Here is a 23,780-nt window from a genome sequence, read left to right as displayed (position 1 = left end):
TCGTGGCGATCGGCGTGCGGCTGGTCGTCCTGCAGGTCGGCGGCTCCGCCGCGTCCGCGGAGAGCCTGCTCAAGCAGCGGCAGAACAGGCTCACCGAGGTGGTGCTCCCGGCGCCGCGCGGCAGCATCCTGGACAGCTCCGGCGCGGTGCTGGCGCACAGCGTCGAGGCGCGGTACGTCTACGCCGACCCTGAGATGATCAAGGATCCGGCCGCCGCGGCCGCGAAGCTCTCGCCGGAGCTGGGCATCCCGCAGTCGAAGCTGATCCAGCTCATGGCGAAGAAGAAGCGGCCCGGCGGCGGCGCCTCCCGCTTCGAATATCTCGCCCGCGGCGTCGACATCGCGGTCGCGGACAAGATCGCCGCGATGAAGATCCGCGGCATCAACTCCGACCGCGACGAGCGCCGGGACATCCCGGGCGCCGACCTGGCGGCCAACCTGATCGGCTTCACCGGCGCCGACCACACCGGCCTGGAGGGCCTCGAGGCCCGCTACGACGAGCTGCTGCGCGGCACCGACGGCAAGCGGGTGTTCGAGATCGGCCGGGGCGACCTGGCCAAGGAGATCCCGGGCGGCTACCACCGGCAGGACGACGCCTCGCCCGGCTCCTCGATCCAGCTGACCATCAACCGCGACCTGCAGTTCGAGGTGCAGCGGGTGCTGAGCCAGGAGGGCCAGAAGAACAACGCGACCGTGGCCGCCGCCGTCGTGCTCAACGCCAAGACCGGCGAGGTGCTCGCCCAGGCCAGCTACCCGGCCTACAACGCGGCCAAGCCCGACGACTTCAAGCCCAAGGACCGCGACGACGTCGCCAGCAGCGTCATCGCCGACCCCGGCTCGACGCACAAGGCCTTCACCATCGGCGCGGCCATGGAGGAGGGCATCGTCACCCGCGATTCCCTGGTCACGGTGGGCCCGGCGCTCAGGCGCGGCGGGTACAACTTCGTGGACGGCCACCGCTTGCCGGCGGGCACCAAGCTGACGATTCCGGGCGTGCTCGCATACTCGTCGAACGTCGGCACCATCCTCATCGCCGACAAGCTGGGCAAGGAGAAGCTGTACGAGTACCAGCAGAAGTTCGGGCTCGGCCAGGCGACCAACGAGGGCATGCCCGGCGAGGCGGCCGGCCGGCTGCTGGCGCCCGCCGAGTGGAGCGGCTCCGCCTCCGGCTCGGTGCCGATCGGCATGAGCGTCGACGCCACGCTGATCCAGATGACGGCCGGGTACGGCGCCATCGCCAACGACGGCACCTACATCCAGCCGCACCTGATCAAGGCGACCATCTCCGGCAAGGACGGCTCGGTGGTGCCGGCCGCCGCGCCGGAGACCCATCGGGTGCTGAGCGCGACGAACGCGCGGCAGCTGCGCGAGATGATGGAGTCGGTCGTGGACGCGCGGGGTGCGACCGGCACCCAGGCGGCGGTGGACGGCTACCGGGTGGCGGGCAAGACCGGCACCGGCAAGATGCTGGTCGAGGGGCAGTACACCAAGCACAACGCCGGCTCGTTCATCGGCATGGCGCCGGCCGAGGACCCGCAGTTCGTCATCGGGGTCTTCGCCGACGTGCCGGACGGCAGCGGCGGCGACGTGGCCGCTCCGGCGTTCAGCAAGATGATGTCCTCCGCGCTGCGGCACTACCGCGTGCCGCCGTCCGGTAACCCGGAGCCGACCTTCAAATTGAAGGGGTAGGCAAGCTGATGGCGTTCGCAGTTGGATGCCGGCCACCGGGTAGGGTCTGACGCCGTGTCCGGCATTCCCCGTCCCCAGACAGTCCGGCTCTCCCGGCTGGCCGACCTCGCGGCGCTGATCAGCGCCGCGTTGATCGGCCCAGACGCCGAGGTCAGCGGAGTCACGCACGCCAGCGGCGAGGTGCGATCCGGTGATCTCTATGCCGCGTTGCCGGGCGCACGCAGGCACGGCGCCGAGTTCGCCGGGGCCGCCGCCGAGGCGGGCGCCGTCGCGGTGCTGACCGACCCGGCGGGCCGGCCCGCCGCGGTCGCCGCCGGGCTGCCGGTCCTCGTCGTGGACGACCCGCGGGCGGTGCTCGGTGCGGCCGCGTCCCGGATCTACGGCGATCCCACCGAGCGGCTCACTGTCATCGGCCTCACCGGCACCGCCGGCAAGACCTCGACGGCCTACCTGGTGGAGTCGGGGCTGCGGGCGGCCGGGCTGACCACCGGGCTGATCGGCACCGTCGAGACCCGCCTCGGCGACCTGGTGGTGCGCAGCGTGCGGACCACCCCCGAGGCCACCGACCTGCACGCGATCCTGGCCACCGCGCTGGAGCGCGGGGTCACCGCGGTCGTGATGGAGGTGTCCAGCCACGCGCTGGTCATGGGCCGGGTCGGCGGGGTCCGCTTCACCGTCGGCGGCTACACCAACTTCGGCCTCGACCACCTGGACTTCCACGCCGACGCCGAGGACTACTTCGCGGCGAAGGCGAAGCTGTTCGACGGGCGGTGCCGCTTCGAGGTGCTCAACGCCGACGAGCCGGCCCTGCGGCCGCTCGCCAAACCGGCCACGATCAGCTATTCCGCCGCCGGGGACCGGACGGCCACCTGGTCGGCGGGCGACATCGCCGGCGACGCGTTCGGTCAGCGCTTCACCGCGTACGGCCCGGCCGGCGCGGTGCGCGCGGGCGTCGCGCTGCCGGGCCGGCACAACATCGCGAACGCGTTGCTCGCCCTCTCCTGCCTCGTGGCCGCCGGGGTGGACGCGCAGGTCGCGGCCGACGGCATCGCCGCGTGCGCGGGGGTGCCGGGCCGCCTGGAGCGGGTCGACTCGCCCGGCGAGGTGTTCGGCGTGGTCGACTACGCGCACAAGCCCGACGCGATCGTGGCGGCGCTGGCCGCGCTGCGCGAGCTGGCCACGGCCCGGGGCGGGCACCTGATCTGCGTGATCGGCGCCGGCGGCGACCGGGACCGCGGCAAGCGGCCGCTGATGGGCGCGGCCGCGGCCCGCGGCGCGGACCTGGTCGTCGTCACCGACGACAACCCGCGCAGCGAGGACCCGGCCGGCGTGCGGGCGGCGGTCCGGCAGGGCGCCGAGCAGGCCGCCGCCGCTGCGAAGATCATCGAGGTGGCCGGCCGCCGGGCCGCGATCGACGAGGCGGTACGCCTGGCCGGTCCCGGCGACGTGGTGGCTGTGCTGGGCAAGGGACACGAACGAGGCCAGGAGGTGGACGGCCAGATGCTGCCGTTCGACGACCGGATCGAATTGGCCGCGGCGCTGGCCGCACGAGCAGGCGGTGTCGCTTGATCCGGATGACCCTGGACGAGATCGCCGCGATCACCGCCGGCCGCCTCGTCAACGCCGACCCGGCCGCGACCGTCACCGGACAGGTCGAATACGACACCCGGGCGTTGCGGCCCGGCGGGCTCTTCGTCGCCTTCGCGGGCGAGCGGGTCGACGGCCACGACTTCGCCGCGAACGCCGTGGCCGCCGGCGCCGTGGGGGTGCTCGGCAGCCGTGACACCGGCCAGCCCGGCATCGTCGTCGACGACCCGCTGGCCGCGCTGGCCGCGCTGGCCGCCGTCGTCGTGCGGCGGCTGCCGGAGCTGACGATCGTGGGCGTCACCGGCTCGTCCGGCAAGACCACGACCAAGGACCTCATCGGGCAGCTGCTCGCCCACCTCGGCGAGACCGTGGCGCTGCCCGGCTCGCTCAACAACGAGCTGGGCTTCCCGTACACGGTGCTGAAGGCGGGCACCTCGACCCGGTTCCTGGTGCTCGAGATGGGTGCCCGGGCGGTCGGGCACATCCGCTTCCTGACCGACATGGTCGGGCCGCGGATCGGCGTGGTGCTCAACGTAGGCGCGGCACACATCGGCAAGTTCGGCTCCGTCGAGGGGACCGCGCGGGCCAAGGGCGAGCTGGTCGAGGGGCTGGGCGAGGACGGCGCCGCGGTGCTCAACGCCGATGACCCGCTGGTCGCCGCGATGGCGTCGCGGACCGTCGCCCGGGTGGTGCTGGTGGGCGAGTCCGCCGAGGCCGCCGTACGGGCCGCCGACGTGACGCTGGACGGGCGCGGGCGGGCGGCGTACACGCTGCTGACCCCCGCCGGGTCGGCACCGGTACGGCTCGCCGTGACCGGCCGCCACCAGGTCGGCAACTCGCTCGCCGCCGCGGCCGTCGCGCTGGAGGCCGGGATGGCACCGGCCGCCGTGGCCGCCGCGCTGGGCACGGTCGGCATCGTCTCCGAGCGGCGGATGGACGTTTTCGACACGAAGCAGGGCGTGACGGTCATCGACGACTCGTACAACGCCAACACGTCATCGACCATCGCGGCGCTGCGGGCGCTCGCCGTGCTGGGGCAGGGCCGGCGCACGACGGCCGTGCTCGGCTACATGGCCGAGCTCGGCGAGTTCGAGATCTCGGGACACGAGGAGGTCGGCCGGCTCGCCGCCGAACTGGGAGTCGACAGGCTGATAGCGGTCGCGGAAAATGCCGCCCCGATCCTCGACGGTGCGGCAACGGTGCCCGCCTGGAAGGGCGAGGCTGTGTTCGCTGCCGACCAGGCGGCGGCCATCGCGGTGCTGCGGGGCGACCTGCGGCCGGGCGACGTCGTGCTGGTCAAGGCTTCGCGGTACCGGACGTGGGAAGTGGCCGACGCGCTGCGCGCGGATGCGGCCGAGCAGGAGGTAGGCCCGTGAGGGCAGTCATCGTCGCGGTCGCGGTCGCGTTCATCATCTCGCTGTTCGGCACCCCGCTGGCCATCCGGGTGTTCGCCGCGCTGAAGGCCGGCCAGCCGATCCGGTCCCTCGGCCCGGCCAGCCACCAGGGCAAGAAGGGCACGCCCACGATGGGTGGTGTGGCCTTCATCCTCGCCACGGTGCTGGCGTACGTGGCCGGGCACATCGCCCTGACCACGCTGCCGTCGGAGCAGATCGCCCAGGTCCCGCCCACGATGACCGCGCTGGTGCTGCTGGGCCTGTTCGTCTTCTGTGGCGCGGTCGGCTTCCTGGACGACTTCATCAAGGTCCGCAAGCGCAACTCGGCCGGGCTGAGCGCCAAGGGCAAGCTGATCGGCCAGCTGCTGGTCGGCGGCGGCCTGGGCGTCGCGGCGCTCTACGTGCCCAGCACCAACGGGCAGACCGTGGCCAGCGAGCACATCTCGTTCATCCGCGACATCAGCTTCCTCGATGTCGGCAAGGTCGGCTCGGTCATCGTCTTCGTGTTCGTCATCATGTCGATGTCCAACGGCGTGAACCTCACCGACGGCCTGGACGGCCTGGCCACCGGCGCGTCGATCCTGGTGCTCAGCGCGTACGCGCTGATCGGCTTCTGGCAGTACCGGCACTGGTGCGGTGACCCCACCTACGCGGCGAACCCGGACAACTACTGCTACCAGGTGCGAGATCCGCTGGAGGTGGCGCTGATCGCCGCGGCGGCGGCCGGCGCCTGTGTCGGCTTCCTGTGGTGGAACACCTCGCCGGCCCGGATCTTCATGGGCGACACCGGCGCGCTGGGCCTCGGCGGCCTGATCGGCGGCCTCGCCATGGCGACCCGGACGACGCTGCTGTCGATCATCATCGGCGGCCTGTTCGTCATCATCACGATGTCCGTGGTCATCCAGATCATCTCGTTCAAGACCACCGGCAAGCGGGTCTTCCGGATGTCGCCGCTGCAGCACCACTTCGAGCTGGCGGGCTGGAGCGAGGTCAACATCGTGGTCCGGTTCTGGATCGTCGCCGGCATCTGCGTCGCCATCGGCCTCGGCCTGTTCTACAGCGACTTCCTCGCCGCCATGGGATAGATCTCTCGCGACACGCCTGCCCCGCATCCCGGGGCTGGCGTGTCGCGCCACCATGATGGTGGACATGGCGGAGGACAAGGTAGATTCCCGGCCCGCGGCCACGGTGTCACCGGCCGCGACCGTGCAGCCCGCCGCGCCCGTCGCCCGGCCGAAATCGCTGAGTCAGCAGTTGCTGCCCGCCGTGCACGGCCTGCTGGCCCGGCCGCTGTCGTCGTACTACCTGTTGCTCGCCAGCTCCGGTCTGCTGCTGCTGATCGGCCTGACCATGGTCTTCTCCGCGACCAGCGTCAAGGCGTTCGCCAAGGACGGCAACGCGTTCTCCGCCATCTCCAGCCAGCTGGTCTTCGCCGTGCTCGGCCTGGTCGGCTTCTGGGTCTGCCAGCGGCTGCCCGCGGGCACCCTGCGCTTCCTCGGCCGGTACGTGCTCGGCGGTGCCGTCGTCCTGCTCGTCCTGCTGGACCTGCTGCGGGCGCTGGGCGCGGTCGGAGTGCTCACCGAGGAGCCCCTCACCCACATCGTCAAGATGGGCCCGCTGCGTGCCGACCTGCTCTGGCTCTACGTCGGCCCGATCGGGATCCAGCCGTCCGAGTTCGCCAAGCTCGGCGTGGTGCTCTGGGGCGCCGACATCATCGCCCGCAAGGGCGCGGCGCTGGGCCACTGGCGGGAGCTGGCCATGCCGCTGTTCCCGATGGTCGGCCTGCTGTTCGTACTGGTCGGCTACAACGACCTGGGCACCATGCTCGTGCTGCTCTCGCTCGTGGTGGGGCTGCTGTGGGCCGCTGGCGTACGGATGCGGGTCTTCGCCGCCCTCGGCGTGCTCGGCCTGTCCGGCATCGGCCTGCTGATCGCGGCGGCGTCGCGCGGCGCGGGCTCCGGCGCGGTCGGCGAGGCGAACTACCGGCTGGCCCGGATCACGGTCCTGTTCCAGCCGATCGAGGACTGCCGGTCGGACTTCTGCTACCAGATGCTGCAGGGCCGCTCGGCGATCTACGAGGGTGGCTGGTTCGGGGTCGGGCTCGGCAAGGGCGCCCTGAAGTGGAACTGGCTGCCGGCCGCCGACAACGACTTCATCTTCGCCGTCGTCGCCGAGGAGCTCGGCGTGGTCGGTTGCACGGTCATCCTGGCGCTGTTCGCCGTGCTGGCGTACACCGGTTTCCGGATCGCCCGCCGGGTGGACGATCCGTTCCGCCGGCTGGCCGCGACCGGCATCACCACCTGGCTGGTGGCCCAGGCCGTGATCAACATCGGCGGGGTGGTCGGCCTGCTGCCGATCACCGGGCTGCCGCTGCCGTTCATCTCCACCGGCGGCAGCGCCCTGGTCGTGACGATGGCCGCGATCGGCATCCTCGCCTCCTTCGCCCGCGCCGAGCCGGACGCCGCCCGGGCCCTGCACGCCCGTCCGCCCGCCCGATGGGTACGGCTACTCTGGGCCCCGCTGCCGCCGCTCCCCCCGCCGCGGCGGCCGGGTCGTTCGCGCCCACCCGCCCGGTGATCGGGCACCCGGGAAGTTCCGGGCACGGCGAGGGCGGGGGAGGAGAGGAGCCGGTGATGGGTCTGCTGCGGTCGGTCGTGCTCGCCGGGGGAGGCACCGGCGGTCACATCTATCCGCTGCTCGCCTTCGCCGACGCCCTGCGCCGCCACTTCCCCGAGGTACGCATCACCACCCTGGGCAGCCCGAAGGGCATGGAGAACGAGCTGATCCCGCCGGCCGGCTACGACCTGCGGGTCATCCCGGCCTTCCAACTGCCCCGGGCGATCAACCTGAACCTGCTGCGCACCCCGGACCGGATGTACAAGTCGGCGCACGCGGCCGGCCAGATCCTCGATGAGGTGCAGGCGGACGTCGTGGTCGGCTTCGGCGGGTACGTCTCGGTGCCGGCCTACCTGGCGGCCTGGCGGCGCGAGCTGCCGATCGTCATCCACGAGGTCAACGTGCCGCCGGGCGTGGCGAACCGGATGGGCATGAAGTTCACCAAGAACATCGCGGTGGGGTTCCCGACCCAGCCGCAGCAGGCCGAGTCGCTGCGCGACGCCCGGGTCGTGGGCGTGCCGCTGCGCACCGCCATCGCCCGGATGGACCGGCCGGCGCTGCGCCCGCAGGCGCTGGCCCACTTCGGACTGCGCCCCGACCTGCCGGTGCTGTTCGTCTCGGGCGGCTCCTCCGGCGCCCGCACGATCAACCTGGCCGTGGCCGGAGCCGCCAAGAAGCTGACCCACGCCGGCATCCAGGTGCTGCATGTGCAGGGCGGGCGGAACGACCCGTTCGAGGTGCCCAGCGACCTGCCGGTGCCGTACGTGGTGGTGCCGTACCTGTCGGACATGCAGCTGGGTTACGCCGCCGCCGACCTGATGCTCTGCCGCGGCGGGGCGATCACGGTCGCCGAGACCACGGCGATCGGGATGCCGGCGATCTACGTGCCGTACCCGCACGGCAACCAGGAGCAGCGGCGCAACGCGCTGCCCGTGGTCGACGCCGGCGGCGGGCTGCTGGTGGACAACTCCGAGCTGAACCCGGAGTGGGTCGAGCGCACGATCATCCCGCTCGCCCGGGACCCGCGGCGGCTCGCCACCATGGGCGCCGCGGCGGGCGCGCACGGCCGTCGCGACGGCGACGAGGCACTGCTGGACTTCGTGTGCGAGGCAGTGGCCCGCCCATGAGCTGTATGACGACTAGGGGAGTGGTCCTGTGAACACGGCGGAGCTGACGCCGGCCGGCAAGTTGACCGCCGAGGAGCTGGGCACCGTCCACCTCATCGGCATCGGCGGGGTGGGCATGGGCGGCCTGGCCCGGCTGCTGCTGACCCGCGGTGTGCCGGTCACCGGCAGCGAGCTGCGGGAATGGCCGGCCCTGGCCGCGCTGCGCGCCCTCGGCGGCACGGTGCACATGGCGCACGAGGCGACCAACCTCGACGGTGTGGACACGGTCGTCTACTCGACGGCGATCCCGCAGGACCACGTCGAGGTCGTCGAGGCGCGCCGCCGTGGCCTGCGGGTGATGCACCGCTCCGAGGCGCTGGCCGCCGCGATGACCGGGCGCCGCACGATCGCGGTGGCCGGCACCCACGGCAAGACCACCACCACGTCGATCATGACGGTGATCCTGCAGCACGCCGGCGAGGACCCGTCGTTCGTGATCGGCGGCGAGATCTCCGCGGCCGGCTCGAACGGTCACCACGGCTCCGGCAACTACTTCGTGGCCGAGGCTGACGAGAGCGACAAGTCGTTCCTGATCTACCGGCCGCACGTCGCGATCATCACCAATATCGAGGGCGACCACCTCAACAACTGGGGCGACCTGACCGGGCTCAAGGCCGGGTTCCTGGAGTTCGCCGAGCTGACCGACCCGGACGGCTTCGTGGTGACCTGCGCCGACGACGAGGGGGTGCACGAGCTGATCGCCGGGCTGCGCGCCGCCGGCCGTACGGTCTACACCTACGGCGAGTCCGCCGGCGCCGACCTGCGCATCAGCGATCTGGTCTCGTCCGTGCAGGGGGTGCGCTTCCAGGCCACTCTCGACGGCGAGCCGCTCGGCGAGATCGTGCTGGCGCTGCCCGGCCGGCACATGGGGCTCAACGGCGCCGCGGCCGTGCTGACCGCCATGCGGCTCGGCATCCCGCTGCAGAAGATCACCGAGGCGCTCGCGTCGTTCCCGGGGGTGCGGCGCCGCTTCGAGCGTAAGGGCACGGTCGCCGGAGTCCGGGTCTACGACGAGTACGCGTACCACCCGACCTCGGTGAAGGCCGCCCTGCGCACGCTGCGCGAGGTGGCCGGTGACGGCCGGCTCGTGGTGGTCTTCCAGCCGTACCGGGTCTATCGCACCCGTGACCTGCAGGCCGAGCTGGCCGAAGGGCTGGCCATCGCCGACGAGGTCATCGTGATGGAGGTCTTCGGCCCCGGCGAGCAGCGCGGTCCCGGCGAGGGCGGGGTCGCGCTCACCGCGGCCGTCGACCTGCCGGCCGAGCACAAGGTCTTCGTGCCCTCGTGGGAGGACGTGCCCGCCGAGGTGGTGCGGCGCAGCCGGCCCGGCGACGTCGTGGTCACCATGGGGGCGCCGCCGATCTCGATGATGGGCGACGAGCTGCTGGCCGTGCTGGCCGAGGCCTGACGGCGGGGGATCTCACATGACCGATGGCGGGGGCGGGCGCAGCTGGCGGCTGGTGCGGGCGGACACAGATGCCGTGCCGACCTCGGTCCGGCGGTTCATGGCCCGCGCCCGCCAGCGCCGGCTGCGCGCGGCGCTGCCCTGGGCGGTGACCGCGGGGTCGCTGCTGGTGGTGGGCGCGCTGGCCTGGCTCGTGTACGGCACGTCGGTGCTGGGCGTCCGCCAGGTCGACGTGGTCGGCACCGATTCGCTCACGCCGCTGCAGGTGGAGCAGGCCGCATCCGTACGGATGCGGCAGCCCCTGGCCGGCGTCGACCTGGAGCGGATCCGCGGCCGAGTCGAGGGCCTGCCCGCGGTCGGCCGCGCCGTGGTGTCCCGGAGCTGGCCCTCGACGGTCGTGATCCAGATCGTGGAGCGCACGCCGGTCGCCGCCGTGCCCGTCGGCAAGGATTTCGCCCTGATCGATGCCGAGGGTGTCGCATTCCGCACGGTCTCCCGGCGCCCGTCCGGCCTGCCGGTGGCCCAGCTCGTCGCGCCCGGCCCGGACGACATCAACACCCGTTCCGCCCTGACCGTGCTCTCCGCCCTCACCGCCGAGCTGCGCGAGCAGCTCGTGTCGATCTCGGTGCCGGCCCCCGCGCAGGTGCGGCTGGGACTGCGGAAGGACCGGACGGTGATCTGGGGCGACGAGACCCAGAGCGAGACGAAGGCTCAGGTGGCCACCGCGTTACTGGAGCGCGAGGGCAACACGATCGACGTGAGCGCCCCGGACGTGGTCACAATCAGGTAACCGGACAAAGGCTGCTGAACGGCACATTCTGTCGTAGGTTACGGCTGAGTCGGATACTCGCCACGTAAGCGGACGCCGACACGCCGCGTCGGTCCTTGGTTGTCGCCTGTCGGCCGCTTACGTTGCCCCGAGAGGTTTGAGTAGTTGACATAACACTAAGCCTCTAGTAGAGGGTGAGGGTTTCCTCGCCCTCCCTTGTACGGCGCGGATGTCGATGGCGGTTTTTGGCCGGACCGCTGGGGCCTTCGACACCCACAACCCTGAAGGGAAGGCTGAGCCCGATGACACCTCCGCACAACTACCTTGCTGTCATCAAGGTCGTCGGCATCGGTGGCGGCGGCGTCAACGCCGTGAACCGCATGATCGAGGTTGGGCTCAAGGGAGTCGAATTCATCGCGATCAACACCGATGCCCAGGCGCTGCTGATGAGCGACGCCGACGTCAAGCTCGACGTCGGCCGTGAACTCACCCGGGGCCTCGGCGCCGGCGCGCAGCCGGACGTCGGCAAGAACGCGGCCGAGGACCACCGCGACGAGATCGAGGAAGTGCTCAAGGGCGCCGACATGGTCTTCGTGACATGCGGCGAGGGCGGCGGCACCGGCACCGGTGGTGCGCCCGTGGTCGCCAACATCGCCCGCAAGCTGGGCGCGCTGACCATCGGCGTGGTCACCCGGCCGTTCTCGTTCGAGGGCAAGCGCCGTCAGGTGCAGGCCGAGCAGGGCATCGACGAGCTGCGCAACCAGTGCGACACGCTCATCGTGATCCCGAACGACCGGCTGCTCGCGCTCGGCGACCGCGGCATCAGCATGATGGACGCGTTCCGCCAGGCCGACCAGGTGCTGCTCTCCGGCGTGCAGGGCATCACCGACCTGATCACCACGCCGGGTCTGATCAACCTGGACTTCGCCGACGTGAAGAGCGTGATGAGCGGCGCGGGCAGCGCGCTCATGGGCATCGGCAGCGCGCGCGGCGACAACCGCGCCGTCGAGGCCGCCGAGAAGGCCATCTCCAGCCCGCTGCTGGAGCAGAGCATGGACGGCGCGCGCGGCGTGCTGCTCTCCATCGCCGGCGGCTCCGACCTGGGCCTGTTCGAGATCAACGACGCGGCCCAGCTGGTCACCGACGCGGCGCACCCCGACGCCAACATCATCTTCGGCGCCGTCATCGACGACGCGCTGGGTGACGAGGTACGGGTCACGGTCATCGCCGCGGGCTTCGACGGGGGCACGCCCTCGTACAAGCCGGCCGAGCCCACCCGCAAGGTGCCGCAGCCGGCGTCCCCGCCCGTGGTGGCGCCGACCACGCCGGTGCCGGTGCCGGTGCCGGCTCCCGCCGCGACCACCCCGCCGCCGCGCCGGGTGCTCTTCGACGACGTGGACGTGCCGGACTTCCTCAAGAACGGCTCCTGAGTCGACCCGCAGCGGAAAGCCAGGCAAGTTCTTGACATGAGGCCGTTGGACCAAGAGGCACGCCGCGACGAGCTGGCGGCCTCGCTGGACGAGGTGCGCCGGCGGATCGGGCGTGCCTGCACGGCGGCAGGCCGCGACCAGGGCTCGGTGACCCTGGTCGCGGTGACCAAGACCTACCCGGCGAGCGACGTGGCGTTGCTCGCCGGGCTCGGCGTCACCGACGTCGGGGAGAACAAGGACCAGGAGGCCGCCGCCAAGGCGGCGGCCGTGGCAGCCCCGCTGCGCTGGCATTTCGTCGGCCAGTTGCAGCGCAACAAGGCCAAGTCGGTGGTGACGTACGCCGACGTGGTGGAGTCCGTGGACTCGACGCGGCTGGCCGCGGCGCTCTCCTCGGCCGCGACCCGGCTCCGCGAGCGCCCGCTCGACGTGTTGGTGCAGGTCAGCATCGACGGTGACCCGGACCGGGGCGGCGCGATCACGGACGGCGCGGATCCCGATCGGGACCTGTGGCGGGTGGCCGCGGCGGTGGACCAGGCCGAAGGGCTGCGGCTGAGCGGCGTGATGGCGGTGGCGCCACTGGGCTGGGAGCCCGAGCGGGCCTTCGCGACGCTGGCCGCGCTCGCGGACCGGCTGCGGGCCGGTCAGCCGGCCGCGACGGTGGTCTCGGCGGGCATGAGCGGCGACCTTGAGCAGGCCGTTCGGCACGGCGCGACACACGTACGGATCGGTACTTCTTTGCTCGGGATGCGAAACACGCTGCGGTAGCCTTGCGGCGGGCAGCAAACTACATACGTGTTGTTTACGCGCGACGTGCCTCGGCAGCCGCGCCCGGACGACGCAGCGTCGCAACGGACCGTGATCATGTTTAAGGATCGCGGTTTCCGTGCAAGGGGGGACGCGGCACGCCGAGGGGGCGCGGGCCGCACAGCGGACGGGAGGTGGGGGCATGGACGAGCGGTTCGGCGCCGAGCAGCAGGGGCTGGTGGTGTCATGAGCGCACTGCGCAAAGCAGGTGTGTGGCTCGGCCTCGTGGAAGAGGACGACCAGTACGACGACCGGTACCGCGAGGGTGGCGGCTACCGCGAGCGTGAGCGGGGCCGTGACCGGGACCGCGACTCCGGTTACCGCTACGCCGACGAGTTCGCCGACGAGGAGGACGACGTCGAGGAGGCTCCCGCGCCGCGGCCCCGGCAGGAGCGCAGCGGCCGCCTGGAGCGTGAGGCCGCCCGGCTGGACCGTGACCGGCCGGTGCGCCAGGAGCAGCGCGCGAGCGTCAGCTCGATCACCCCCCGGACGCCGGCGCCCGCCGCCGAGCCGTCCGGCTATGCCACGCGCGACAACCACGCGCTCGCGCCGCAGCCGGTGCCGGTGGTGCACCCCCGGGTCGTCGAGGAGGACCAGCGCTACCAGATCACCACGCTGCACCCGACCACCTACCGTGAGGCACGCACGATCGGCGAGCACTTCCGCGACGGCGTGCCGGTCATCATCAACCTCACCGAGATGGATGAGGGGGATGCCCGCCGACTGGTTGATTTCGCCGCCGGTCTGGCATTCGGTCTGCGCGGTACGATCGAGCGCGTGACCAACCGGGTATTCCTGCTCTCACCGGCCAACGTCCAGGTCACAGCTGAGGACAAGGCCAAGATCGCTGAGGGCGGTTTCTTCAACCAGAGTTGACCCTAACGAGGGACTCGCCTGTCGTGCTGTCGATCGTGTTTCAGATCATCTATCTGCTGCTCTATGTGTTCTTCCTGACCCTGCTGGCCCGGTTCGTCCTGGGTGCGGTGCTGCAGTACGGGCGTCGGTGGCAGCCGGGCCGAGGGGCGTCGGCGGCATTGGAATCGGTGTGGAGCGTCACTGATCCACCCCTCAAGGCGTTGAGGCGTGTGATCCCACCGCTTCGAATTGGTACCGTGAGTTTGGACCTGGCGTCCCTGGTCCTGCTGGTTATCCTGTTCGTGCTTTTGAACTACGTGTTAGCGCGTCTGATCATCGCGTTCGCGTGACAGCGTCCGCCTGATCGACTGCGCCCCACGCGGCCGCAACTGACCCGAGGAGTTTCGATGCCGCTGACCCCGGCGGACGTGCACAACGTCGCCTTCAAGAAACCCCCTATCGGCAAGCGGGGGTATGACGAGGAGGAGGTCGACGCCTTCCTGGACGAGGTCGAGCGCGAACTCGCCCGTCTCATCGAGGAGAACAACGAGCTGCGCGCCCAGGTGGAGCGCGGCGGCCGGGGTGGCGCTCCAGCCGGCCCGGGCGCCGACCCGCGGATGGCGGCGGAGCTCAACGACATGAAGGCCCAGCTCGACCGGGTGCAGCGCGACAAGTCTGCCGCTGAGCAGGCCGCCCGTCAGATGCAGGCCGAGCTGGAGCAGGTCCGGGCCCAGGGCCCGGGCGGCGCCGGCGCCGGTGCGCCCACGGGCGCCGACGGCGAGCAGCAGGCGCTGCGGGTGCTGATGATGGCCCAGCGTACGGCCGACGACCACGTGTCGGACGCCCGCCGCGAGGCCGACAAGCTTCTCTCCGACGCCCGCTCCAAGGCGGAAGAGGTCACCCGCGAGGCCCGCGCCAAGGCGGACGCCCTGGAGCGCGACGCGCGCCAGCGGCACCAGGAGGCCATGGGCGGCCTGGACGCCAAGCGGTCCGCGCTGCAGAAGCACATCGAGGAGCTCAAGCAGTTCGAGCGGGAATACCGCACGCGGCTGAAGGCATACCTCGAGAGCCAGCTGCGCGACCTCGACGGCCGGGGCCAGGGCCTGGAGGCCGAGATGACCCGCGCCGACGCCAACCGTTCGGTCGGCGGATCGGGCGGCCTGGCAGCCGCAGGCCTCGCCGGCTCGTACGGCGGCAGCCGCGCCAACTCCATCGAGACCGGCCGCTGAGCCTCGGCTCGCGGAACGGTTCCACTGCGGCGGGGATGAGCCATGATCGTTGCTAGTCTGCTGCTCATCCTCGTCGCCGTCACGCTGCTCGTGCTCGGCCTCGTCGGCGGGTCGAGTTCCCTGCTGATCGGCTCCATCGTCGCCAGCCTGCTGGCCGCGGTGGCCCTGGTCATCGGCGCCCGGCAGGCCGCGGCCGCCCGCCGAGCCGCGACGGCACCGCTCGGCGATGCCCCGCGCCCGGCACGCCGTGCCGCCAACGCGGACGACGCCTACCTGTCCCCTCCGCCGCCGCCCGCCGGTGACGCGGCCTTCGACGACGCCGACCGGTCGTCCGCCTACACCGCGGGCAGCCGGGACGCGGCGGAGCACCTGACGGGTCCGGACGCGACCCAGCGGGTGCGGCCCGGCGCCGACCTCTACGACGACTCTGTCCTCTACGACGACTCTGTCCTCTACGACGATTCCGTCCGCTACGACGACGACGCTGCGGCCGGCCGGACCTCCTCGGGTCAGGCGGCCGGCCCAGCGTCGTCGGGGGCCGGCTCGTCGAGGGCTGGGTCGTCGGGGGCTGGGTCGTCGGAGGCTGAGCCGGGGTCCGGCGACGCCGACTACGACCAGGCTTCGACGGTCGTCGGCGGCGCCCGCGCCACCGACCCGGAGCCCTGGCATCGCGACGCGGAGCCCGCCGACACCGAGCCGGCTCCCACCACCCAGCCCGACGAGGCGCCCGTCGCGGCGCGTGACGACCATCGCCAGGACGCGGGCGAGGCCGACGAGTTCGACGAGCCGGATCCGGACGACCCCGACGACGAGCCCTTGCCGCAGGCGGTCAGCCCGGCGGACGCGGTCCGGGTGGCCCGCCTCGACGCGGAGGTGCTGGTCGTCGACGGCCGGCCCCGCTACCACCTGGCGGACTGCCCACACCTGGTCGGCCGCCTGACCGAGGGCCTGCCGGTCGCGGAGGCGGTCGAGCTGGGCTTCAGCCCGTGCGGCCTGTGCCGCCCGGTCGACCGCCTGGTCGCCGCCACAGTTCGCCGCTGACCCGCCACGGCCTCGCCATTGACCCGCCACGGCCTCGCCGCTGACCCGCCACGGCCTCGCCGCTGACCCGCCGCAGTTCACCCTCCTCGCGCTTCTGCGAGGCTTGCCGTTCGGCGGGTCGCTGAGCGGCGTTGCGCACTCTTCGTCATCGGCAGGACGCCCGATTTAGCGAGCCGCTGATGATCGGCACAATGAGGCATGGCCAAGCGGCGCGTCTCCTCATCCGATCCGGCCACGCGTTCCGGCGCGTCCATAGCGGCGGTTGGTGAAGCGACCGGCGCCGCGGTTGACGATGCCGGGCGGGCCGGTCGGTCCGCCGCGCCCGCGACCGGCGATCCGAGGCGCGCCGGGGCCGAGGGGTCCGTGGTGGTGCGGGTCCGGCCGGGCGCCGGGCGCACCCGCGTCGGTGGGCGGTACGAGGGGCCGCACGGGCCCGCGCTGATCGTCGCCGTCGGGGCGCCCGCGGTCGACGGTAAGGCCACTGAGGCCGTCCGGCTGGCGCTTGCCGACGCGCTCGGGGTCAAGGCCCGTGAGGTCGTGCTCAAGGTGGGCGCCACCAGCCGCGACAAGATTTTCACCGTCGCCGGTGACGTCGGTGTGCGGCTCGCCGCCCTGCGCGACGGCAGCACATGACGGACGGGCTCGACCTCGCGCTGCTCATCGGCGCCGCCGTGCTGCTCGTGGCGGTGGGCGCCGTTCGCCTCTCCACCCGGCTCGGCCTGCCCGGCCTGCTCGTCTATCTGCTCATCGGCGTGGTCATCGGCGAGGCCGGGTTCGGCATCCGGTTCGACAACGCCGAGCTCACCCGTACCCTCGGCTTTTGTGCCCTGATCATGATCATCGCCGAGGGTGGGCTGACCGCGCGCTGGAGCACCCTGCGCCCGGTCCTCGGGCTTTCCGCGGCCCTGGCCACCCTCGGGGTGGCCGTGAGCATCGCGGTGGTCGGGGTCGCCGTGCATTTCGTGCTCGACGTGGACTGGCGCTTGGCCCTGCTCTACGGCGCGGTGCTCTCGTCCACTGACGCCGCGGCTGTCTTCGCCACGCTGCGGGTGTTGCGGCTGCCCCGCCGGCTGGTCGCCACGCTGGAGGCCGAGTCCGGCATGAACGACGCTCCGGTGGTGCTGCTGGTCGTGCTGCTCTCGACCGCCGCCGGGATGACCCATCCCTGGTGGTACGAGCTGCTGCTGGTGACCTACGAGCTGGCCGCCGGCGCCGCGATCGGGCTCGCCGTCGGCGCGGTCGGCCGCTGGCTGCTGCGGCACGCCGCCCTGCCGTCGGCGGGCCTGTACCCGATCGCGGCCGTCGCCCTCACCTTCCTGGCCTACGCCGCCGGTGCGGTCGCGCACGCGTCCGGTTTCCTCGCCGTCTACGTGGCCGGTGTGGTCCTCGGCAATGCCCGGGTGCCGCACCGGCAGGCGATCCTCGGTTTCGCCGACGCGCTGGCCTGGGTCGCCCAGATCGGGCTGTTCGTGCTGCTCGGGCTGCTGGCGTCGCCGGAGCGGCTGGGTGACGCGCTGGTGCCGGCGCTGGTGGTCGGCTGCGCCCTGGTGCTGCTGGCCCGGCCGCTGTCGGTGTGGGTCTCGGCGCTGGTCAGCCGCAGCTCCCGCGAGCTGGGGTGGTCGGGCCAGGCGTTCCTGTCCTGGGCCGGGCTGCGCGGGGCGGTGCCGATCGTGCTGGCCACCATCCCGCTCTCCAGCCGGACGCCCGGTGCCGAGCGCCTCTTCGACGCGGTGTTCGTGCTGGTGATCATCTTCACCCTGGTGCAGGCCGGCACGCTGGCGCCGGTCGCCCGGCTGCTGGGTATCACCGCGCCCAGTGAGGCCGTCGAGATCCAGGTGGAGACGGCACCGCTGGAACGGATGCGCGCCGACCTGCTGCAGCTCGACGTCGCGCCCGGCTCCAAGCTGGCCGGGGTGCACATCGACGAGCTGCGGCTGCCGGTCGGCGCGGTGGTCACCCTGGTGGTGCGCGACGGCGCGGGCTTCGTGCCGGGGCCGGACACCCGGCTGCGCACCGGCGACGGCCTGCTGATCGTGACCACGGCCGGTGCCCGGGACGTGGCCGAGCGGCGGCTGCGGGCGGTCAGCCGGCGCGGCCGGCTGGCCCGCTGGTTCGGCGAGGACGGCCGCGAGCGCCGCTGACTCCGGCCGCCCGGGGCGCCGACTAGCCGGGTTGGGGCAGGTCAAGCCCGGGGAGGTCGGGAATCCGACGGTACGTTCGGGTGATTCATCCTGGTTGCTCGGCAACCGGGGCGGTGCGCCATGTTGTCGCCACCCTTCACGTTCCGTATCCTTGCCAGCCTCTGGAGTGCGCGGTGTCCGCTGACCGCGCCGTTTGTGCACGTGGGGGACGGTGCACAAGTCGCGTGGGGGCGCGGCCGGAGTGTCGATACACCGCGGGTGGCCGAACACGTCCTCCGATGACCGCTGGAAGACCGCCGATTCGCCGCGTGCAGCGCGGCTCAGGGGAGCGACGATGGCCAAGGCAACCGAGACCAGGTCCGCGTCGACCGAGAAGGCGCGCAGCGCGGCGGAGACCGAGAAGATCCGCGTCGCGCTCGTGGAGCGCCGGGACGAACTGCAGGCCGAGTACGACCGGACGCTCAGCGAGATCACCGAGCTGCAGCGCGATCGGCTGACCGACTCCGCCGGCGACGACCAGGCCGACACGGGCACCAAGACCGGGGAGCGTGAGCAGGAGATCACTCTGGCGAACAATCTCCTCGACCGGATCACACAGGTGGAGCGCGCCATCGACCGCCTCGGGACGGGCAACTACGGTTGGTGCGAGCGATGCGGCAACGCCATCCCCGTCGAACGGCTGGCGGCGTTCCCGGTCGCGACCCTCTGTGTGTCCTGCAAGCAGTTGGAGGAACGACGCTGAACGCCGACGAGGCCGCTGGCGGCAGCACGGCGACCGCGCCCGGCCCCGGGGCTCCTACCGGGTTCGGGCGCCGCGCCGTGGCGGTGCTGGCCATCACTGCCGTGCTCGCCGTTGTGGTCGACCAGGTCGTCAAGGAGCTCTGCACGAAGGAACTGGTCGAGGGCGAGCCGGTGCGCATCCTGGGTGGCCTGGTCCACCTGTCGCTGCTGCGGAACAGCGGCGCCGCGTTCAGCCTCGGCAGCGGATACACCTGGGTGTTCCCGCTGGTCACCCTCGTGGTGGTGGGCTGGATCGGCTGGATGGCCCGCAAGCTGCGCTCGGTGCCGTGGGGGCTCGCCCTCGGCCTGGTGCTCGGCGGCGCGCTCGGCAACCTGGGTGACCGGCTGTTCCGGGCGCCCGGGCCGTTCCAAGGTCATGTCGTCGACATGATCAGTCTGTTCGGGCCGTACGGTGAGTACTTCGCGGTCTTCAACATCGCCGACAGTTGCCTGTCCGTCGGCGTGGTCCTGGCCGTGCTGCTGGAGCTCACCGGGCGCCAGCGCGACGGCAGCCGGGCCTCGAGGAAAGCCGAGAAGACCGCATGAACAGCCGTTCCCTGCCCGTACCGGACGGTCTGGACGGGATGCGTCTCGACCAGGCCGTGTCCCGCATCTTCGGCCTGTCCCGGACGGCGGCCGCCACCCTGGTCGAGTCCGGCGACGCGCTCGTCGACGGCATCCCGCGGCCGAAGTCCGACAAGGTCACCGCCGGCTCCTGGCTCGAGGTCACGCTGCCGCCGCCGGTGACCGCGCCGACGCTGGAAGCCACCCCGGTGCACGGCATGAAGATCATCTACAGCGACGACGACATCGTCGTGGTGGACAAGCCCGTCGGCGTGGCCGCCCACCCGAGCCCGGGCTGGACCGGCCCGACGGTCATCGGCGGGCTCGCCGCGATGGGCCAGAACGTCGCGACCAGCGGCGCCGCCGAGCGCCAGGGCGTCGTGCACCGCCTCGACGTCGGCACCACCGGGCTGATGGTGGTGGCCAAGAGCGAGCTGGCCTACAGCGCGCTCAAGCGGGCGTTCAAGGAGCGCGAGGTCGACAAGCGCTACCACGCGGTCGTGCAGGGCCACCTGGACCCGCTGCGCGGCACCATCGACGCGCCGATCGACCGGCACCCGACCGCCGACTACCGGTATGCGGTGATGTCCGGCGGCAAGCCGAGCGTCACCCACTACGACACGCTCGAGGCGTTCCGCTCGGCCAGCCTGGTCGACGTCAAGCTGGAGACCGGCCGCACCCACCAGATCCGGGTGCACTTCTCCGCGATGCGGCACCCGTGCGTCGGCGACATCACCTACGGCGCCGATCCGACCCTGTCCGCCCGGCTCAAGCTCGGCCGCCAGTGGCTGCACGCCCGCGAGCTCGGCTTCGTCCATCCCCGTACGCAGGACGAGGTCCGCTTCGTCAGCGACTACCCTGACGATCTGGGGTACGCGCTGGACGTGCTCCGCGACGCGAGCTGATGACCGCCGTCTGAGGGGGAGACCTCGATGAGGCCCGGGGACCGGATGCTGCCGCCGCTGACCCGCGGCCTGTCCCGCATCGGCACGGCACCGTCCCGGCTGCGCATCATGACCGGGCTGGCCGTGGCGTCGGCGGTCGCGTTGCTGGTCACGGTCGTCTGGGTGGCCGATCACGGTCCCGGGCCGGAAAATCCCACCGGCGACGTGGTCCGGGTCGGGGTGGTCGAGGGCCAGTCCGTCGCCGGCTACCTGCGGTCCAGCCGTCGTGAGCTGGCTGCCCTGCTGCCCGCGTCCGGCTCGCCGGCGGCGGGTGAGACGTGGGCGCTGGTCAGCCTCAAGGCCTATCTCGCGCCGGACAAGCTGCAGGCCGTCCTCGACGGCGTGCCCGTGGCCGAGGTCTACGCCCGGGCGCCGCTGCCGGAGGTGCGCACCCAGGTGGTCAAGATCCCGGTCTACCGGATGTCGCAGGACGTGGTCGCCGGGATGCTCAACGCCGCCCTGGCCCGTGACCAGGAGCAGGCCGACTACCGCAAGCTCGGCGAGGAGCTGAAGGGCGACGGCGTCAACGAGCTCAGGCTGCGCCGGGCGTACGACAGCGCCGCGCGGACCGCCGCCGCGGAGGCCGCCGCCTATCGGGCGCACTGTGCCTGCCTGTTCGCCGCTGTGGTGCGGACAGCGCCCGGCACGCTGGAGCAACTCGCCCGCCGGGCCGAGGTCCGGGTGGTCGATCCCGCCCCCGAGGTACGGCGGCTGGACCGCACCGAGTTCCGGCCGGTCCTGCCCGAGCAGACCACGACCGTCCCCGAGGACGACGACAAGTCAGGTGCGCCCACTGTGCCTTTACGGTCGCAGAGTGTTGCCCCGGCGAGCCCCGCGCCACTACCCTCATCGTCCGGGGCTGCTGTGACATCTGCCTCACCCGATGGCCCCGTTGTGGGGTCCGGTCCTTCTGCCCCGGCAGTTCAGGAGAGCGCTGCCGTAGCCCCCGCGCTATCCGTGAGCCCCGGTTCCGACCTGCCCTCGACGGTGTCGGGAGCATCTCGCGACGCGCCCAGACGTTGACACCCTGAACGACTGGGTCCTGCCGTGCGTACGAGTAGGTGCACGTGCAAGCGGTTTGTGTCGCTGGGTGATCAAGACCGCCGGGCATTTGCGGGCTTTGGGTGTGGCCTGAATAGGGTTGGCGTCCGTAGCCTGTCTAGGGCGACGAGGCCCGCCGGGCATCGGACGGGCACCGAGTAGGCAGATCGATCAGGCACATCGAGCAGTCGCTGGGAGGACGAGCCGTGGATGGGACCGAGACCGGCTGGGGCCGGCCTGCGGAACCTGCCCCGCGTTGGCGGGCGCTGCTCGACCGTGCCCGACACGGGTCGCGCGCGGCCGACGAGGCCGGCGACAACGAGCGCGAGGATCCGGAGGCCGAGGCCCGCCGCACGGCGGGCGGCCAACAGCCGCCCGGGCGGGTCGGCCGGCCCTTCAACCCGCTCGACCCCCGACAGAGTGAATCCCGGCAGGGCGATCCGGCCCGCGGCGGCTACGACCAGCGGTCACCGGAGCGCCGTCCGGTCAATCCGCTCGACCGGCGTCCCGGCCGGGCCAGCCTCGGCGAGCGGCTGGGCCAGTCCGAGCCGCTGCCGGCGCCGCCGGAGCAGCGACCGATGGACCCGCGGGCGATGGAGCAGCGCCCCTTCGACCAGCGCGCCCTCGATCAGCGCGCGCTTGATCAGCGCCCGGTCAACCCGCTCGCCGAGTCCCGCCGCCAGTCCCGGATCGGCGAGGGCTTCCAGGCCCGGCCCGCCACCGAGGAGCCGCACAGCTTCTTCAACCCCGCCACCCGCTCCGTGCCGTCGTCGATCGGCCGGGTCGCCCCGGAGCTGGCTCCGCCGCCGAGCCGGGGTGCCGCCTCGGTCGGTGCGGCCTCCGTCATGCCGCCGCCGGTGGCCCCCGCGCCGCTGCCGCCGCCCGCCCCGCTCGTCACCAGCGCGCCCATGCCGACCTCGCCGGCCGCGGCCCGGATCGAGTGGCGCCAGGCCCGGCCCGAGCAGGAGGACCGCGCGGTCTCGGTGCTGCGCCGCAAGCTCGGCAAGCCGCGGGTGCTGGCGTTCGCCAATCCCAAGGGCGGGGTGCACAAGACGACCGCCACCGTGCTCGCCGCTGCCACCATCGGCAGCGTGCGCGGCCGGGGCGTGCTGGCCTGGGACGACAACGAGTTGCGCGGCACGCTGGGTCTGCGCGCCGGCAGCGCCAGGCACGCCCGGACCATAAGGCATCTGGTCAGCGAGCTGCTCGAGATCGAGAACATGCACGGCGAGCAGATGATGTCGCACCTCGACGACTTCCTGCGGCACGCCTCCGACGGCTCGTACGACGTGCTGGCCGGCGAGGAGAATCCGCGCTTCGCCCAGCGGCTCGACCAGAGCACGGTGCGCCGGGTGATGGACCTGCTGCGCCGCACCCACGACGTGATCTGCGTCGATACCGGCAACAACGTCGAGAGCGTCAACTGGCAGACCGTGATGCGCAGCGCCGACCAGCTGGTCATCACCACGGTGCCGCGCGAGGACGCCGCGTTCACCGCCGACTGGATGCTGGACGTGCTCAACGAGACCGGCATGGAGGATCTCGTCGCCAACGCGGTGACATTGATCTCGTGCCCGTCGCCCGGAAAGCTGCCGCTGCTCGACGACCTCGCCAAGCACTTCGCCACCCGGACCAGGGCCGTCGCGGTCGTGCCGTACGACCCGGCGCTCGAGGTCGGGTCATCGATCGAATACAGCGTGTTGCAGCCGGAGACGCGCCAGGCCTGGATGCGCGCCGCGGCTGTGATGATCGAGCCATTCGCCGAATAGGACGGGTGTCAGCGGTGCCGCCGAGGCCCCCGCCGGACTAGGCTCTCCCGAGTCTGTATCGCCGGCGGAAAAGGGGGCCCTGGGTGTCTGACTCGTTCGTGCATCTCCACGTGCACACCGAGTATTCGATGCTCGACGGCGCCGCCCGATTGAAGGATCTGTTCGCCGAGGCCAATCGCCTCGGCATGCCGGCCGCGGCGATCACCGACCACGGCAACATGCACGGGGCCTACGACTTCTACCGGCAGGCGACCGCCGCCGGCATCACGCCGGTCATCGGCATCGAGGCGTATGTGGCGCCCGAGTCGCGGCTGCACAAGGCCCGGGTGAAGTGGGGCCGGCCGGAGCAGAAGAGCGACGACATCTCCGGTAACGGCGCGATCACCCACAAGACGATGTGGGCCCGCGACGCGCAGGGGCTGAAAAACCTGTTCCGGCTCAGCTCGCGGGCGTCCATGGAGGGCCACTACGTCAAGTGGCCCCGGATGGACATGGACATCATCGCCGAGCACGCCGAGGGCATCATGGCGACGACGGGCTGCCCGTCCGGCGCGGTG

General features: G+C 72.1%; 20 protein-coding genes and 2 pseudogenes. All 22 read left to right on the top strand.

The window, feature by feature from the left end; all coding sequences use genetic code 11:
• On the top strand, positions 1–1,688 hold a 1,688-nt coding region (locus DMB66_RS04510), incomplete at its 5' end, for a penicillin-binding protein 2 (protein WP_233624298.1).
• A 54-nt stretch (positions 1,689–1,742) separates the two neighbouring features.
• A complete protein-coding gene (locus DMB66_RS04505; protein ID WP_125802725.1) occupies positions 1,743–3,257 on the top strand; it encodes a UDP-N-acetylmuramoyl-L-alanyl-D-glutamate--2,6-diaminopimelate ligase in 1,515 nt (504 codons plus the stop codon).
• Between the two features lie 5 nt (positions 3,258–3,262).
• A complete protein-coding gene (gene murF, locus DMB66_RS04500) occupies positions 3,263–4,651 on the top strand; it encodes a UDP-N-acetylmuramoyl-tripeptide--D-alanyl-D-alanine ligase (protein ID WP_370318330.1) in 1,389 nt (462 codons plus the stop codon).
• Entirely contained in the window at positions 4,648–5,754 is a 1,107-nt protein-coding gene (gene mraY / locus DMB66_RS04495; RefSeq protein WP_125802723.1) for a phospho-N-acetylmuramoyl-pentapeptide-transferase, read from the top strand. Before murF ends, mraY begins: the two co-directional genes overlap by 4 nt.
• 64 nt (positions 5,755–5,818) lie before the next feature.
• Positions 5,819–7,382: pseudogene (locus DMB66_RS04490) on the top strand (FtsW/RodA/SpoVE family cell cycle protein); the annotation flags it as partial.
• The gene (murG, locus tag DMB66_RS04485; RefSeq protein WP_125802721.1) at positions 7,303–8,412 is read left to right on the top strand and encodes an undecaprenyldiphospho-muramoylpentapeptide beta-N-acetylglucosaminyltransferase; all 1,110 of its coding nucleotides are present in this window, start codon (positions 7,303–7,305) and stop codon (positions 8,410–8,412) included. The pseudogene DMB66_RS04490 and the gene murG, both read left to right, overlap by 80 nt.
• Positions 8,413–8,440: 28 nt before the next feature.
• A complete protein-coding gene (gene murC, locus DMB66_RS04480) occupies positions 8,441–9,859 on the top strand; it encodes a UDP-N-acetylmuramate--L-alanine ligase (protein WP_125802720.1) in 1,419 nt (472 codons plus the stop codon).
• A 16-nt stretch (positions 9,860–9,875) separates the two neighbouring features.
• Positions 9,876–10,646 (top strand): cell division protein FtsQ/DivIB, encoded by a 771-nt coding sequence (locus tag DMB66_RS04475; protein ID WP_125802719.1) that lies wholly within the window; start codon positions 9,876–9,878, stop codon positions 10,644–10,646.
• Between the two features lie 281 nt (positions 10,647–10,927).
• Positions 10,928–12,055, top strand: a complete 1,128-nt coding sequence (gene ftsZ, locus DMB66_RS04470; protein WP_125802718.1) for a cell division protein FtsZ — start codon at positions 10,928–10,930, stop codon at positions 12,053–12,055.
• Between the two features lie 36 nt (positions 12,056–12,091).
• Complete coding sequence (locus tag DMB66_RS04465) at positions 12,092–12,820, top strand: YggS family pyridoxal phosphate-dependent enzyme (RefSeq protein ID WP_125802717.1); 729 nt, start codon at positions 12,092–12,094, stop codon at positions 12,818–12,820.
• Positions 12,821–13,045: 225 nt separating this feature from the next.
• Positions 13,046–13,735 (top strand): cell division protein SepF, encoded by a 690-nt coding sequence (locus tag DMB66_RS04460; protein ID WP_125802716.1) that lies wholly within the window; start codon positions 13,046–13,048, stop codon positions 13,733–13,735.
• Positions 13,736–13,758: 23 nt separating this feature from the next.
• Positions 13,759–14,064 (top strand): YggT family protein, encoded by a 306-nt coding sequence (locus DMB66_RS04455; protein ID WP_125802715.1) that lies wholly within the window; start codon positions 13,759–13,761, stop codon positions 14,062–14,064.
• A 57-nt stretch (positions 14,065–14,121) separates the two neighbouring features.
• A complete protein-coding gene (locus tag DMB66_RS04450) occupies positions 14,122–14,943 on the top strand; it encodes a DivIVA domain-containing protein (protein ID WP_125802714.1) in 822 nt (273 codons plus the stop codon).
• Positions 14,944–14,985: 42 nt separating this feature from the next.
• Positions 14,986–15,243, top strand: a pseudogene (locus DMB66_RS65750) (hypothetical protein); the annotation flags it as partial.
• Between the two features lie 1,104 nt (positions 15,244–16,347).
• Positions 16,348–16,617, top strand: coding sequence for a DUF167 domain-containing protein (locus DMB66_RS63480; RefSeq protein ID WP_370318332.1), 270 nt, complete (start codon positions 16,348–16,350; stop codon positions 16,615–16,617).
• Positions 16,614–18,125, top strand: a complete 1,512-nt coding sequence (locus DMB66_RS04435; protein ID WP_125802712.1) for a potassium/proton antiporter — start codon at positions 16,614–16,616, stop codon at positions 18,123–18,125. The genes DMB66_RS63480 and DMB66_RS04435 overlap by 4 nt, the downstream gene beginning before the upstream one ends.
• Positions 18,126–18,459: 334 nt before the next feature.
• The gene (locus DMB66_RS04430; RefSeq protein WP_125802711.1) at positions 18,460–18,867 is read left to right on the top strand and encodes a TraR/DksA family transcriptional regulator; all 408 of its coding nucleotides are present in this window, start codon (positions 18,460–18,462) and stop codon (positions 18,865–18,867) included.
• On the top strand, positions 18,840–19,451 hold the full coding sequence (gene lspA / locus DMB66_RS04425; protein ID WP_370318331.1) for a signal peptidase II: 612 nt from the start codon (positions 18,840–18,842) through the stop codon (positions 19,449–19,451). Before DMB66_RS04430 ends, lspA begins: the two co-directional genes overlap by 28 nt.
• Entirely contained in the window at positions 19,448–20,374 is a 927-nt protein-coding gene (locus tag DMB66_RS04420) for an RluA family pseudouridine synthase (protein ID WP_125802709.1), read from the top strand. Before lspA ends, DMB66_RS04420 begins: the two co-directional genes overlap by 4 nt.
• A 27-nt stretch (positions 20,375–20,401) precedes the next feature.
• Positions 20,402–21,436, top strand: coding sequence for a hypothetical protein (locus DMB66_RS04415; RefSeq protein ID WP_125802708.1), 1,035 nt, complete (start codon positions 20,402–20,404; stop codon positions 21,434–21,436).
• Positions 21,437–21,660: 224 nt separating this feature from the next.
• Positions 21,661–23,223, top strand: coding sequence for an AAA family ATPase (locus DMB66_RS04410; protein ID WP_125802707.1), 1,563 nt, complete (start codon positions 21,661–21,663; stop codon positions 23,221–23,223).
• Between the two features lie 83 nt (positions 23,224–23,306).
• Positions 23,307–23,780: PHP domain-containing protein (locus DMB66_RS04405; protein ID WP_125802706.1), on the top strand; the 474-nt coding region annotated here is incomplete at its 3' end.

This window comes from Actinoplanes sp. ATCC 53533 (assembly GCF_003947245.1).
This window is presented reverse-complemented; position numbering and strand designations above follow the sequence as displayed.